10 protein-coding genes and 1 tRNA gene are annotated in these 14111 nt (G+C 64.6%); 6 read left to right on the top strand and 5 right to left on the bottom strand.

Features of this window, described 5'->3' with window-relative positions:
• The first annotated feature begins 25 nt into the window (after positions 1–25).
• Positions 26–101, top strand: a tRNA-Thr gene (locus tag AC1DS3_RS24640).
• Positions 102–715: 614 nt separating this feature from the next.
• Positions 716–1081 (top strand): hypothetical protein, encoded by a 366-nt coding sequence (locus tag AC1DS3_RS24635; RefSeq protein WP_459373187.1) that lies wholly within the window; start codon positions 716–718, stop codon positions 1079–1081.
• 618 nt (positions 1082–1699) lie between these two features.
• Here AC1DS3_RS24635 and AC1DS3_RS24630 read toward each other — a convergent pair.
• Positions 1700–2017 carry a hypothetical protein gene (locus tag AC1DS3_RS24630; protein ID WP_441639550.1) on the bottom strand — a complete coding sequence of 106 codons (318 nt, stop codon included), beginning with the start codon at positions 2015–2017 and terminating at the stop codon, positions 1700–1702.
• 1232 nt (positions 2018–3249) lie between these two features.
• Here AC1DS3_RS24630 and AC1DS3_RS24625 point away from each other — a divergent pair.
• The 3 genes from AC1DS3_RS24625 to AC1DS3_RS24615 all read left to right on the top strand — a co-directional run bounded on the left by AC1DS3_RS24625 (position 3250) and on the right by AC1DS3_RS24615 (position 6748).
• Positions 3250–3552, top strand: a complete 303-nt coding sequence (locus AC1DS3_RS24625) for a hypothetical protein (RefSeq protein WP_477128142.1) — start codon at positions 3250–3252, stop codon at positions 3550–3552.
• A 1265-nt stretch (positions 3553–4817) separates the two neighbouring features.
• Positions 4818–5687 carry a transcriptional regulator gene (locus tag AC1DS3_RS24620; protein WP_477128141.1) on the top strand — a complete coding sequence of 290 codons (870 nt, stop codon included), beginning with the start codon at positions 4818–4820 and terminating at the stop codon, positions 5685–5687.
• A gap of 497 nt (positions 5688–6184) precedes the next feature.
• Positions 6185–6748: a hypothetical protein gene (locus AC1DS3_RS24615; protein ID WP_441639552.1), complete on the top strand. Its 564-nt coding sequence runs from the start codon at positions 6185–6187 to the stop codon at positions 6746–6748.
• Positions 6749–6970: 222 nt separating this feature from the next.
• Here AC1DS3_RS24615 and AC1DS3_RS24610 read toward each other — a convergent pair whose 3' ends face one another.
• Positions 6971–8995 carry a gamma-glutamyltransferase family protein gene (locus tag AC1DS3_RS24610; protein ID WP_477128143.1) on the bottom strand — a complete coding sequence of 675 codons (2025 nt, stop codon included), beginning with the start codon at positions 8993–8995 and terminating at the stop codon, positions 6971–6973.
• 275 nt (positions 8996–9270) lie between these two features.
• Complete coding sequence (locus AC1DS3_RS24605) at positions 9271–10353, bottom strand: zinc-binding dehydrogenase (RefSeq protein WP_441639572.1); 1083 nt, start codon at positions 10351–10353, stop codon at positions 9271–9273.
• Between the two features lie 141 nt (positions 10354–10494).
• On the opposite strand from AC1DS3_RS24605, the gene AC1DS3_RS24600 reads away from it, so the two are divergent.
• The gene (locus AC1DS3_RS24600) at positions 10495–11418 is read left to right on the top strand and encodes a LysR family transcriptional regulator (RefSeq protein WP_441639553.1); all 924 of its coding nucleotides are present in this window, start codon (positions 10495–10497) and stop codon (positions 11416–11418) included.
• A gap of 8 nt (positions 11419–11426) precedes the next feature.
• Here AC1DS3_RS24600 and AC1DS3_RS24595 read toward each other — a convergent pair whose 3' ends face one another.
• Together AC1DS3_RS24595 and AC1DS3_RS24590 are read right to left on the bottom strand one after the other, a co-directional pair.
• Positions 11427–11936 (bottom strand): response regulator, encoded by a 510-nt coding sequence (locus AC1DS3_RS24595; RefSeq protein WP_441639554.1) that lies wholly within the window; start codon positions 11934–11936, stop codon positions 11427–11429.
• Positions 11937–12238: 302 nt separating this feature from the next.
• Entirely contained in the window at positions 12239–13906 is a 1668-nt protein-coding gene (locus AC1DS3_RS24590) for a DUF342 domain-containing protein (RefSeq protein ID WP_441639555.1), read from the bottom strand.
• Between the last annotated feature and the right edge of the window lie 205 nt (positions 13907–14111).

Below are 14111 nucleotides of genomic sequence, written 5' to 3'. Positions count from 1 at the left end.
TCATCCAGTTGTTGACGGATGGTGGGCCGAAGTAGCTCAGTCGGTAGAGCAGCTCATTCGTAATGAGAAGGTCGGGGGTTCGATTCCTCTCTTCGGCACCATAAGAATTCCAAAGTTTGACCAGCATTGCCTAGAAACCCAGACAGCGTAACGCTCTCTGGGTTTTTTGTTGCCCGCCGTTTGCAAACTTTGCCCGGCGTCCACCCCATTTTTGGGGTGCCGGCGCCAAGCCGTCACGGGTCAATTTCCGCCACGTCTCGCGGCTGACCGGTAGGAACGGCTGGAGCTGCTTGAAACGGGAGAAGCCATCCCGCGGCAAGACAATCCCCTGGGATTGCGCCTCGGGTGGCTTGGCCTCATTTGTGGCGGCTTGGTGTTGGGCTTCGCTATGCTGCGCAACGGCAGCGCTGCGCGCCGGCTTGTTCTTGGTGGTTAGTATCGGGCCGGAAGACGTATAGATCGTGTTCAGTTTCGGCATTCAATTCGGGATCACCGTCAAACCCAATCCAGTAGCCGGTTTCTGGATTTCTCTAGTTCCGTCTATTGTCTAACAGCGGGTATGCCGCGGTGGCGCCAGCCGCCATTGCAGGAACATGCCGCCCCCATATCCGTCCGGCTTCCTGCGCCGCCATTCCTTGGTACCATCCAGCCCCAGACTCGCACACAAGCCAAGATGCGCTTCGCTTCCTGCAACGGAATCCATGGAGATCATGCTGTGAAATACAAGAAGGTGTTGGCAGCAATGGCCTGCCTGGTATCAGCGGCTTGCACTACCCCCGCGCCATCTGCTAGCCGACAGATGTCGACGTATGACATGGACACCGAATACACGGTTGAATACGTTCCGGACGGCTTCACCCTCATGGTCAACTATCGCTATCAGCAGTTCACCGTGCGATCTAGCGCGGCGGAGACGGCGTGCAAGGCAGCGCTTACCACCGTGGCCAACAGCCTGGCCGAGCGCAGGCAACGGCAGATCGAGCCGGTCAACGAACAGCTCATCAAGCTCACTACCAGCAGGAGCTGGTCCGGCAAGGTGGCCGCCTGCTCTGCCTCCGCGCCGATAGTCTGGAAACGCTGACATCGGGGCAACGGGCCCATTTGGGACGTGCCCGGCCCAGAGGGGTTGCAGCCGAGGGCAGACCTTCTGGAGTGGCGTCAGCGCGCCGACGATGGCGCGCTGCAGATACTGCGCTCCCATCTGTCCTTGACCTTGGCCTCTTCGACCRTCTGCCACTGCATATTGCTTGGCGCGTCGGTCCCGCAATGACAGAGGGGGATGACGTGGTCGACAACGTACCCCGGGCATGGCCCAGAGCGGACGCCGTTGGCCGGACAGGGATTGAGCCGCTTGAATTCCGCGACGGCCGTATGGCTACGGGTGATCCTGCCCAGCGCGTCCCTCTGTGGTGAACAGAGACTTGGCGCCGGTAGCCCCGTACAAGCAGAGATGAGAGCAACCGCGAAGAGGATGAGCACACGGCAATTCATCGGGCCGTCTCAAGTAGGGGCACCGCCTGCACGGCCCTCACCATCCGCGCGGGCCATGTGTGAGAGCGTCAAATCTATGGTGATGGCGGCGCTGGCCGAGCTGGCGCTGCACGCCGGGTATGAGGTCAGGCTGAAGGCGGCGATGGGGGCGTCTAGGTAGGCCACGTAGGGTGACGCAAGACGGCCCGCACCGTCCCGCGTACTCCCCTCACTTGGCGCGAGGTGTTGCGTAGGGCGTAACGAGTTCAAAGCAATCAAAAAGCGCTGCAGACTTTTTTGCCTTGAAATCAATGGCATGAACCTCGATGCATTTGTATGCGCTTTCGCCCCTTTGAAGGAAGAACGTTTCGGTTGATACCCCATTTGGAGACGAGTCGCTCGTAACCGCGGCAATGCCGTAACCACGGCCAACAAGCTCAGATAGCGACAACCCAACGCGCTGCCATTGGCTGTCAGGCGCTTCAACTGCTTGAGCGGATAGCGCGGCAGTAGCGAGGAAATAGAAAGCGATACCGAGGGTTTTCATTGTGAAGTCGCGGTTGATTCCATCTGGGATGCGGTMATGGCGCCATCCGTCGTGGCGAGAGCGCCGCCGCCTCAGTCGCCATCATATCCGCGGGGAGCGGCAGCCTCAAATCYGAGGGGCACCCGGCGTGACGAGCGCGCTGCGGAGCAGGTGAAGCGGCTAACGGACCAGGAGAACGAGGGGACGGGCCTTACTGACTCAGGTGGGCGCGAGGCTGTACCGGCTGGGCGTGAACGAGCGGGTGATGGCGACGTGCAAGAAATGAAGCGACACGGCTCAGCGACCGCGGCCACCTCCGCGCCCGCCGTGGCGTCCCCCGCCATGGCCACCGCCGCCGAAGAAAACCGCACCGCCATAAATTCCAGGCCACCAACCGTAGTTGTAATAGGGGCCATAGGGGTAGGCTGGATAGTAAGGCTCGTAGGGATAGGCGCCGTAGGCCGGGTAGCCATAGCCATCATAAGCAGGCACTACCACGCAACCGGTCAGCAGTAAGGCCACGCAGATTGTGAGGTTTCTGATACATATGCTCATCGCGGCCTCCTGGCGCGCCTGAGCAGTTAGACACGAATTTCCGCTGCCCATTCCAAGAACTAGCCCGGTCCGATGCCTCTGGCAGGTGTTTCACCCGCGGCCCCTCTTCGGGTTTGACGGCGCCTTGCCAACCTTTGGCAACAGTGGCGAAAGAATCACTCGTTATGGGGTACTGCGTGAAATTGGGGGTATGCAACGGGGTATGAATCGCATCTATCGCCACTAGATCCCTTATTTCATGCCGGATTACGGAAGTTTTTCGATTCCTCTCTTCGCACCATAGGAATCAAACACTTAGCCCAGCCCTCCCGGTTGGGCTTTGTTGTTTCTGGGCCTCATGTAGCCAGCTGCACCGGGTTTTGGACTAGGCGATGACGACAACGGCAAGGCCGGCAAAGACGATGACTCGCGGCGGAGCTGGGCGCGGTCATGGCCGCAAGCCAATCGGCGAAGCCGAGCCTACCGTCTCGTTGCGCATGACGCAAAGCCGGCGCGTAAGCTGGACCGCGCATGAATGTACTGGGCTACTTGGCGCGCTTTTGCGTTGAGCTTGCCATCTCGCCCGCGCCAACGTGGACGATTTGCGTGGCCGCGACCTCTTCATCCTTCTTTAGCTCTAAGCCCGCCTCAACGATGTAGCTTGCGCCAGCGGGTACCACGAAAGGCTCAACCTCCTCAAACTCGACGCCGGGGTCGAGTTGGTAGCCGGCATAACGCTGAATGATATTCTTTGCTTCAAACAGAGGGGACAGCTTATCTCGGCCAGCGCTTCTTCAGTGCCGCGCTTTGTGTCGCCAACTACGAAAAATACGATAAATCTAAATCCAGCCCCAAATAATGGCGACGAATTCGGTGAGCGCAGCCAATACCACTATGCCGAACGCCACAAAGGAAAGCGGATTGTGGGGGCCATAGTCGATTGCAAAGCCAAACGCCATGCCGCAAAGTTCCACGACAAAGGCAACAAGACCAAAGCAGAGGGGTTTGCGAAAAGTGGGTGACGTTGCTTTCTGACGAGAGCATTAAGCTCACGGAAACATTATGTGGCCGCAAACCGGGCACTCTTTACGATACGCGGGAGCGGGTACCACAAGAATTCCACAGTTCCGACATCTAGCCACTCTTATTAATGTGCTGATATCTCCGACCAGGAAGCTTAGCCAAACAGCTAACCACGCAAGCGAAAACTCAAATCTCGCGGCCACGATCAACAAAATTTCTACGGCGCAAAACGCTAGAAAAAACGCGAACGAAGTTATGGGATGCGGGGCAATACGGCTTTGCCAATAGAGACGAGCACCGCTGGCAACATTACGAGCGTATCTGGCTAACATGGTGGTCTCTTCCCAACAGTTGCGCGACGGCCCCGTCGCTCTGCACTGCCCAATATCTTGGGGCCTGCCCATCTACGGTAGATTCTAGATTCGTCGTGTGCGCCCCAGCCCGGCCTGAGCGCATGCTTGATGCTAGCACCTAGATTGGAGGGCTGCACCGCAAGGGTACAGCCCTGCGCAAACAACACTAGAGCCGCCAGCCAGTGAAACGCGCCGCCTGCTTGTTGGCGCCCCTGCCGCCGGTGCGTTCGATTGCGACGACAGTCTTTGGCGCGCTGGCAACGGGCATTTGCATACGGGGCGCGTTTGCGTCGTTACCGCCGCCGGCAGGTCGCCCGACTCAACGACGCCATTGTCCTGCAGCACGTCGGCCAGATTAAGGCGCTCGCGGCTCAATGTGACCTCGCCGATCTCGTCCAGGCTGGGCATAGGGAGCGAAAATGCGTCCAGCGCCGGCCCAACCAAGCTTGTGCGTCAGAACGGTCAGGCGCGCGCTTACCTCGTTGCGAAGAAAAGCGTACGCGCGCCGCAATTGATGCTGCTGAGTCGGCCATCCGACGCCGTACGACGACGCGTTCGCGCAGTACGCAAGATACCCTCCGCGTTCCCCCACACCGCCCACGTTACGTAACGCGTAACAGCGGCGTAACACTGCCTCGCGGCGGCCCACGACATCCGCCCTATTCCCCGCCATAGGCAAATCGCCCGCAACCCCTTATCTGGCGCGGCTTCCAGCCTGATCGCATCCGCCCCTCGCCGCCACTGCGCCGCGTCGGCTAGCGCCATCGGCCAGATGGCACGGCGATTGYGCTAGTCCTTGTCATTCACGCGCGGGCGCGCGGCGCCATGCCGCTGCCACTTGGGGAGCCCTGTCGCGCGCCGCGCGCGCCGGCAGGGACTTGCATGACGGGCCACGACGAATGAGAGATCAAATGACATCAGTTTTCAGCAGCGAGGAGTTGGACGCGTATTTCTCTTCGTACGCCGGCATGGAGGGGGGGAACATCGGCGCGGCTGTCTGGATATGCGATAAGGAGCCGCACCTGCTTGCGTCTTCGCCGGGTGCCTCGCTGGCGCCTGTGCATGAGCCGCCTGCCTGGGATAGCGCATTCCGCGAGCGCCACCGGCACGACATGCCGCGCTGGCAAACGCACCAGCGCCTCKCCCGCATCATGGCGGCGACGCGCGCGGCCACGCTGCGTGAAACCATGCCGGGGCTGGACTGGCGCAGCTACTTCGACCAATACCTCTACGCGCCGCGTGGCTGGGAGTTCAAGATCAATCTCTACCCCCTGCCCAAGCCGCAGCAGATGGACCTGTCGCAGATCGAGTCCTTTCGCCGCAATCCGTGCCTCAGCCCGAACTGGCGCTATGTGGAATTCTGCCGCCAGGGCGGGCGCTTCCGCTTTATCGCGGCGCAGCGCCAGCGCATGCGTCCCAAGGTGATTCTCTGCACAGGGCAGGCCGAGGAAGAAGAATTCCTGCTGGCGTTCGGCTTCCCAAGCGTGCCCTGCTCGGAGCATCGTCTGCAGCCGGCGGATCTCGTCAAGACGCTGCGCGTGTATTCGCACGAGGGCACCCACCTGGTCATCTGCCCGAAGGTGGGCGGGCCGACCGGCATCAACTCGGACACGCTGCTCGATGCGATGGGCGCCTTCCTGTCGGTCTGGCTCGACGCAGCGGATTTTCCGGATGTGCGMGCGCAAGCCATGCGTGCGGCGCCGCCCGCCGGCACCGCGCACCTGGCCTGGCGCGCGATGACGCACAGCCCGGCTAGTTCCGCCAGCGCGTCTCCCGTATGACCCAAGCGCCGCAGCCTCTGCCGCGGCGCTCGCCTGCCCGCATCGTCAAACGCGTGTTTGCCTGATTGCGCCATGCCCTGGCGCTGCCGCCTGGCAGCCGCCAGCGGCATATCAACCCTCCCGCCCCCGCCTGCCTGCGCAAGCTCGCGCAATGTCCCGTTTTTTCCGGAAGGTYGATATCCGCTGCCCTCCAATCCCCTCCATAGGCTTACGGCTTTCGATTGATTGAATCCCACGCGCCGAAGCACCAGACTGGTAACACGATAAATACAAAACCGGCCCGCCGATCCAATTAGCCGCCGGGACCGATGACGAAGCGGCCGCGCAGCACGCGGTACGCGTTCGCACTTGCCACGCAACCGGGGAACATCATGCACATCGCCGCCACCTAGGGCCGCCGGCGCCACGCCGGACTCGCGCAGGATGGCTGCGCCCGCACGCCGATTCGCGTCGCGTCCAGCCAGCTCCCAGCCAAGACAATCGACAAGGAAGCGGCCATGGATGCTTATCCAGTTCCTGGCGCGGCGAGGTATCGCCTTTTTTCGCGCAAGCTCCTGATGGTGTTTGCGCTAGGCGCATCCCTGTGGGCCGTCACCGCTCGCGCGGATGACAGCACGCCGCCAGACACCCCGGCAGATTCGGCGCAGGCTACGCCGGCGCCCGCCTTCAGCCCCCAGGTCTGGCTGAACGCCGGGTTTTTCTCTTACCACTTCAATCATGCGGCGCACTACAACGCGGCCAACTGGGGCTTCGGCGCGGATGTCCGCATCACCGAGGATTTCACCTTGTCGGCCGGCGAGTACCGCAACAGCATGCGCTTTCACTCCACCTATGCAACCGTCACCTGGCAGCCTTTGCATCTTGGCCCGGTGCGGATCGGTGCCGCGGCTGGCGCGGTGCGGGGGTATCCGGATGTCAATCACGGTGGATGGTCGCCGATGGCGGCACCCATCATCAGCGTCGAGTATGGGCGCGTGGGTGCAAACCTGATCTACGTGCCGACGATGCGGGGGAAGGTGGATGGCTGCATCTCGCTGCAGCTCAAGATCCGGGTCTGGTAGGCGAAACCCGTGGTGGGACGGTGGGGAAGGCGAGGAAAAAAAAGCGCTGCATGCAAGAGCATGCAGCGCCACGGAAGGAGGACCAAGGGATTAGGCCCTCTCGGGAAAACCACCCCCGGGGAGAGAGCGGTAAGTGGTTACTGTAGYGAGCGGACTCGCATCGGCCTACCAGCCACTTCCCAATGCATGCGGAGAAATTTCCGCAAACCTTTCCGCCCCGGCTTATGGCTTGAACGTATCGCCCAGCACCACGCCTTCACGACGCGGATCGGCCCCGCCGACCAGCGCCGTCGACCCGCCCACGGTGGTGCGGATGATCGCGCTCAAGCCGCTCGACTGCGCCGTCACGTTGACCACGTGACCGAGCCCGCGCAGGCCCTTGACCAGCGGATCGTTGTCGCCGGCCAGGCCGCCGGCCGGCTTGGTGGCATCCACGTTGGGATGCTCGCCGCCGACCATCATGCCGCTGGTGGCGTTGTTTGAGCCACCGAAGTCGATCATCGACACGGCCTGCTGCGCGTCCATCTTCCAGTCCAGCACGCCCACCAGGGTCTTGGCTACGTACTGGATGATGCTGGCGCCGCCCGGCGAACCGGTGGTCATGTAGAAGTCGCCGCGCGAGCCGTCGGCATTGCGCTTGAACACCAGCGTGGGCGCCATCGAGCTGCGCGGGCGCTTGCCAGGCTGCACGCGATTGGCGATCGGCACGCCGCCGGCATCGGCCGGTGCCGCGTTGAAGTCGGTCAGCTGGTTGTTGAGCAGGAAGCCGTTGGTGAAGTGATACGAGCCGAGACCGGCCTCGATGGTGGTGGTCATGGAGACGACGTTGCCGTACTTGTCGGTCAGCGACAGGTGCGTGGTGCCGTGCTCGTTGATGACCGACGGGGCCAGCGGCACAGCGCCGAGGTCCCCCGCGGCGACCGGCAGCGTCATGGAGCCCACCGTGCTGATCAGGTCCGCCCGCTTGCGCAGGTAAGGCTTGTTCAGCATGCTTTCCCAACTGCCGCCCGGCAGGCCGATGAAGTCGGTGTCCGCCACATACTTGTTGCGGTCGGCATAGGCCAGGTTGCCTGCCTCGGCCATCAGGTGGACGCCGAGCACGTTCGGGCGGCCGCCGTTCTTGTCCATGTTCGACGGCGCATAGCGCGACATCTCGTAGTTCTCGACGATGCCCAGGATCTGCGCCACCGCGATGCCGCCGGACGACGGCGGCGGCATGCCGCAGATCTCGTACTCGCGATAGGTCGTGCAGACCGCCTTGCGCTTCTTGGCGACGTAGCTCTCCAGGTCAGCCAGCGTGGTCAGGCCCGGCGTGGCGGTGCCGCCGTAAGTGTTCTGGATCTTGGCGACGATAGCCTGGGCAATCGGGCCGTTCTTGTAGAACGCATCCGCGCCACCGCTGGCGACCGAGGTGAACACATTGGCCAGGGCCGGGTTCTTGATGATGGTGTTGACCGCGCGCGGGGTGCCGTCGGCATTGAGGAAGTATCCGGCCATCTCGGCATCGCGCTTGATGCTCGGGGCCGTCATCGGGTTGCTGCCCGCCGAGGCGATCGCGGCAGCCATGCGGGGCGGAATCGGGAACCCGTCGGTCGCCAGCTTGATGGCGGGAGAGAACAAGTCCTTCCAGGCCAGCTTGCCGTGCTCGCCGTGCGCCAGCTCCAGCACGCGCAACGTGCCGGGCGTGCCGATGGAGCGGCCACTGTGCGTCGCGTTAGGCGCCGGCGTGGTCTGGTCGGCGGCGGACTTCCATTGGATATAGTTGCCGTCGGCGGCGGCCGGCGCCATCTCGCGCCCGTCGTAAGCAGTGACCTGCTTGGTGGCCGCGTCGTAGTACATGATGAAGGAGCCGCCGCCGATGCCGGAGGATTGCGGCTCGACCAGGTTCAGCACCATCTGCGCCGCTACCGCGGCGTCCACCGCCGTGCCGCCGTTCTTCAGCACGTCGCAGGCAGCCTTGGTCGAGACCGGGTTGTTGGTCACCGCCATATAGGTCTTGGCATAGACCGTATTCTTGGGCGCATAGCCGGTGGCGATCTCCGGCGCGTTGGGGTCGCCCGGCAGCACCACGGCTTCGCCCCCGGTGGTGCCGTTCAGTTCGCAGCCCGCGACCGCTATCGGGGTGGTTGAAGCCGGGGTGGTAGCAACGGGATCGTCGCCGCCGCAGGCACCCAGGGTCAGCGCCAGAGAGGCGAGCGCGATGGCGCTGAGCCGGGTTGGCGTGAAGCGGGTGCCGGCCGGGTCCATAGGCGAGGTCACCGCTTCGTGAGCAGTTTGTGGCATGTTCTTCCTGTCTTATGTTGGGGCTTCAGAAAATCGACGCTTCCCTCGTCGATCGCCGCAACCGCTGCCGATGGGGAACGGTTGTGACGAAGGATCAACATAGACCTGCCATTTGCGATACTGAATAGCTACATGTCTGAATTTACAGACAAGTGAACGTGGTTCATACTTGGGAGTGCTGCAAGATGCCTATTTGGCTGTCGGTGGCATGGACGCGTTGACGCTCCGCCTCCCCCCMGTCACACCCCACCCGCCCCAAGCAGCGCAACCGTGCATGCCAGCCCATCCATGCGCCCCGCCGCATCGATCGCACTTTCCAGTTCGCTGAAGGCAAAGGTTTCCAACCGCACCGCATCCAGCGCTAACTGACCCGAGGCTGCCAGTGCCACCAAGGCAAGGTAATCGGCGCTCTCGTACATGAAATGGCCGATCAGCTCCCAGTTGTTGCGCAGCATCTCGCCATAGGGAATCGGCAGCGGCACCGTCATGCTGCCCATCAGCACCAGCCGACCGCCGCGCCGCAGGCTCTTGAGCGCGGCGAGCGTGGCGCTGGCATCGCTCGCCTGCCCGACCATGTCAAAGGCCAGGTCCAGCCGGCCGCCCGCGGCTGCGCGGATCGCCTCGGCGTTCGCGTCGGCTTCGCCGTGCAGGACCACCGGCGTCACCCGGCCGCCGCCAAGCGCGGCCAGCCGTTCCAGCGAGGCGGCGCGCCGCCCTAGCGCGATGACCCTGGCAGCACCCATGGCAAGCGCCGCCATCACCGCCGCGCTGCCAAAGTATCCGCTGGCGCCATTGATGGCCACCGTTTCGCCCGCCTGCAGCCTGCCGCGGCGCAGGCCGCCGAATGGCACGACGAACTTGGCCAGCGCCGCCAGCCGCGCGGAGCTCAGATGGTCGAGCCCGCGCAGCGGAATCAATGTCGAGGCCGGCATCTCGGCCAGCTCGCGTAGCGTGCCGTGAGGGAAAGCGGCGAGCATGGCAGCGCTGCCAGCACTGATGCCGGTCAGCCCGATCAGGGCCTGTTCGGGCTCCGGGCCGGCTTCGCTACTGCGCCAGAGCGGATTCACGGCGACCCGCTGGCCAACCTGCAACGATTGCACGCCTTCGCCCACCGCGGCAATCCGCCCGATGCCGTTGGTGCCGGGGGTGAAAGGCCCCGGCGGGTAGGCGTAGGGCAGCGCGCCTTGCAGGTACGCGCGGGTGTAGCTCAGGAGCGGCACCGCCTCCATCCGCACCACCACTGCGCCTGCTCGCGGCTGCGGCGCAGGCACGTCGCGCAATGCCAGGGCTTGTCCGGGCTGGTCGAGCATCCAGGCCTTCATGTTCGTGTTCAGGTTCGTGTCCATGTTCATGTCCATGTCGTTCTCCTCCGATGAGATGGCGCGTCGATGTGCGAGCACGATTGCACTCTAGGCAGCGCCCACCTATCTTTGAAATCAATTACTGATATCCGACGTATCAACATGATTGATCTCAGAGGCATCGACCTGAACCTGCTGGTCTCGCTGGACACGCTCCTGGCGGAATGTAATGTCACGCGGGCCGCGGCGCGCCTGCACCTGACCCAGCCCGCCGTTTCCACCCAGCTCGCGCGCTTGCGGCATGTCTTTGGCGATCCCTTGCTCATCCCCACGGAAACGGGCCGCGGCATGACGCCAACCGCACTGGCCAACGCATTGGCCGAGCCGCTGCATGCGGCCCTGAAGAACCTGGAATCCGTGGTGCGCCACCGCGCGGCGTTCAACCCGCTGACCGATACGCGGCGCTTTGTGGTGGCGGCCAGCGACAACGCCATTGCCGTGCTCGGGCTACGGCTGATGGAAACMTTGTCGGGGGTGGCGGGCCAGGGTGTGCAGATGGCATTCGTGGCAGCGGATCCCGCCACCATCGGCGCCAGGCTGGATCTGGGCGAAGTGGACCTGCTGATCGGCTCAGAGCGGATGGTGGCGCCGTCGATGAAGGCAAGGAAGCTGCTCGACGAGCGCTTCGTGATGGTCCAGCGCAAGCACCATCCGCGCGGCATGCGCCCGCTGGACCTGGATGCGTATTGCGCGCTGGAGCACGTGCTGGTCTCCACCAGCGGCGGCAGCTTCCACGGCTACATGGATGAGCAACTGGAGGCGCTGGGGCGGCGGCGCAAGGTGGTGCTATCGGTGCAGACCTTCACCCTGGTGCCGGAACTGCTCAGCCACAGCCACTATGTGGCCACGCTGCCGCGCCGGCTGGCGCAACGCTATGGCGACCGGCTAGACGCCTTTGCGCTGCCCGTCGAGGCGAACGGGTTTTCCTTGTTCGCGGCCTGGCATCCGCGCAACCATGCCGATCCGGCAATCCTCTGGCTGCGGGAGAGGATCGCCGCCGTGGCAGACGCAGCCGGGGTGGATTGAAGCGCGGCTCAGGCGGCCAGCACCTCGGCCTCGAGCATGCTGCTGATGGCGGCTTCCAGGGTCACAAGGGCTGCTGTCTTGGGCAGGCAGCAGCAGATGCCGTAGCCCATCTCCGGCGGCGGCATGTGCAGCCACATATTGTCCGACAGCAGCAGCACCCGCTGGGCGGGCAGCATGCTCCGCAGCTTGCGCAGCAGGCGCCAGCCGCTGGTCACGTCCTGCGGCATGCCAAACACCAGCAAGCCGGCCTCGCGGATCGTCGTCCCGTGCATGGAGAGATCATCGGGATCCACGCCGTCCACCTGCTCCACGCCAGGCATGCTCTCCAGCATGCGGGCCAGGCCAAGGCGCAGCAGCGCGCATTCGTCGATCACCACCGCCCTGAGCGGCGCCGTGCCGTGCGACGCTAGCGGCAGCCTGGCAACCTGCCGCGCCGACATGGCCGATGGCACGACCGGCGAGACGCCTCGCGAGGTGATGCTGTCTACGCCTGCCCGGCTGGTGAGTGCCATGTCCATRATCCCTCCTGTTGTCTYTTTCTGGAACGGCGCCAGCGGGGACGCCTGACAGGCTACTTTGCAAGGCACGTGCCAGCCGCCGGCGCGGGCTCTCTGGCGGAGCCGGGCTGGCCGCTGCGCCTTGTGGGGCAAGGGATTGGCGCTTGCGCGGGGGCTCGGGCGCCGCGGCCCGGGCGGGGCCGGGGCATGTTACGCGTCACGTAACGTGTTCCGCGTCGTGTTCCGCATTGTGTTTCGTGCGGCACATGCAAAACCGCCGCGCAAGAGCGCGGCGGCCGGCGTGCGACGGGACGCAGGGGGACTCAGACCAGCGCGATGCGGTCCTCCACCAGCCGGATGTGGCCGCCCGGCTTGTCCTCCATGATCTTCATCGACTTCTGCCCGATATGCAGGCTGCAACCGCCGTGAATGCGCCGGCTCACCTCGATGACCGCCTCGGGAGACGGGCGAAGCTGCTCGGCAAGCTTGGCGAGCCTGGCGTCAAGCGCAATCGAGTCGCGGGTAAGCTTGAACAGCGTGGCGCGCGCCTTCTCGCGCAGGTCGCCCACCGCTTTCTCGGGATTCTTGGCGAAGAAGCTGACCAGTTGCTGCACCTTGGCCTGCTCCGCCTCCAGCTGGCGGCGCTGGGCCTCAAGCTCGGCCTTCTCGGCTTCGGCGTAGGGATTGGTGCCCACCTGCACGGTGGTGGCGGTACCCGCGGAGGCGCCAAGGGTGGCGGTACGCACAGCCAGTTGCGCACGGCAGCGCCCGCCGGTGATGTTGCCCTGGCCGCCCTTGGGGCTGCCGGCAATGATGCTGCGCCCGGCGGAAACATCGCTCTGGCGGATGCCGCTTTCCACCTTGACCTCGGTGCCGGCCTCGACCACCGCGCTTTCGATGAAGCGCGCATGCAGCGAGCCCTTGCAGGTCACCCGCGCCAGCGCGACACCCTCGGCGCCCTGATGTGAACCTTGATGTGAGCCTTGATGTGTGCCCTCGGCCTTGCCAATGATGCCGCCTTTCACCACCACATTACCGCCCGCCTCCACATGGGCAGCCTCGATGGTGCCGCTGACGATCACGTCGCCGGTCACGCGCACGGTCATGCCGGTCCTGATATCCCCGTTGACGCGCAGCGTGCCGTCGAAGGTGACGTTGCCGGAGTGCATGTCGACCGCTTCCACATCGACCACCGGGCTCACCGATACGCCCTGCGCCGACAAGGCCGGCGAGCCGGAGATCGCCGCCACCAGTACCTCGGGATCGGCGGGATCCGGCGCCACGCCGGTCAGGCCGTCCGCAAAAGGCGGATCGATGGCCGGCACAGCGGGCACGACCTTGCCGAAGACGTCGATGCCGTCGCTGCCCTGGCGTGCCGGGATGCGCCGCATCAGCGGCGTGCCGGGATTCACCAGCAATAGCGTGCCCAGGTCGCGCAGGTCGATGCGGCCGCTTTCGTCCTCGGCCACCAGCGGCTTGGGAGGGGCCAGCAGGCTCTCGAAGCGCGCCGGCGTGCCAGGCAGCGGCGCGCGTCCCGTGGCAATCTCAAGCCCGTCGCAATAGCCGGCCTCGACCGCGCCACGCAGTGCCGCGCTGTCCGGTTCGGCCTTGACGCCGCGCTCGGCCAGCGCGGCACGGATATCGTCCCGTGTCACCTCGCGCCCGCCCTGCGGCGGCAGCAGGTTGAGCCGCACGCTCAGGTTGTCGCTGCTGACGCTGAGATCGAAGTAGCCGTCGGTCAGTTCGCCGATCAGCGCCTCCACGGGCGTCCCCTCGATGGCGCGCTGGCATTGCGCGAGAAAGGCGCCGATTGCCGCGGTATCCAGTTTCGCCTCCGCCCAGCCGCCCCTGGCCAGCGCCTCTTGCACCGCGGCGCGGTCTGGCGCCATGCGGCCCGGCATGGCGGCATATGCCGCGCGCAGCTGCCGCGCGCTGTCGTCCAGGCTAATCTGCAAGCCGCCGGCCTCTGTGTCTTGTCCCCGGTTTTCCATTCGGTTGTTCCCTTGATGGATCGTGTCCGGACGGCTCCGCCCCGTCCTCGGGGTCGTCCGCAATCCCGGCCTCGGCAGTGCCGCGCCGCCGCTGCGCCATGGCGCGGCCGCCCGGTGCCCGTGGCCTGCCAGGCAGGCCCTTGAAGCCGGGGATGTCATTGATGCGCTGCGGGATCTCGGTCCCTTTTGGCGCACACAACACCAT

The organism is Cupriavidus sp. 01L46 (genome assembly GCF_056399905.1).
Note: the sequence above shows the minus strand (reverse complement) of the source record. Positions and strands in the feature narration are given on the sequence as shown.

Excerpts from the sequence above, each read along its gene's own strand:
- AC1DS3_RS24630 (WP_441639550.1), bottom strand. The coding sequence starts at position 2,017 with ATGAAAACCCTCGGTATCGCTTTCTATTTCCTCGCTACTGCCGCGCTA.
- AC1DS3_RS24615 (WP_441639552.1), top strand. The coding sequence starts at position 6,185 with ATGGATGCTTATCCAGTTCCTGGCGCGGCGAGGTATCGCCTTTTTTCG.
- AC1DS3_RS24610 (WP_477128143.1), bottom strand. The coding sequence starts at position 8,995 with ATGGACCCGGCCGGCACCCGCTTCACGCCAACCCGGCTCAGCGCCATC.
- AC1DS3_RS24605 (WP_441639572.1), bottom strand. The coding sequence starts at position 10,353 with ATGAAGGCCTGGATGCTCGACCAGCCCGGACAAGCCCTGGCATTGCGC.
- AC1DS3_RS24595 (WP_441639554.1), bottom strand. The coding sequence starts at position 11,936 with ATGGACATGGCACTCACCAGCCGGGCAGGCGTAGACAGCATCACCTCG.
- AC1DS3_RS24590 (WP_441639555.1), bottom strand. The coding sequence starts at position 13,906 with ATGGAAAACCGGGGACAAGACACAGAGGCCGGCGGCTTGCAGATTAGC.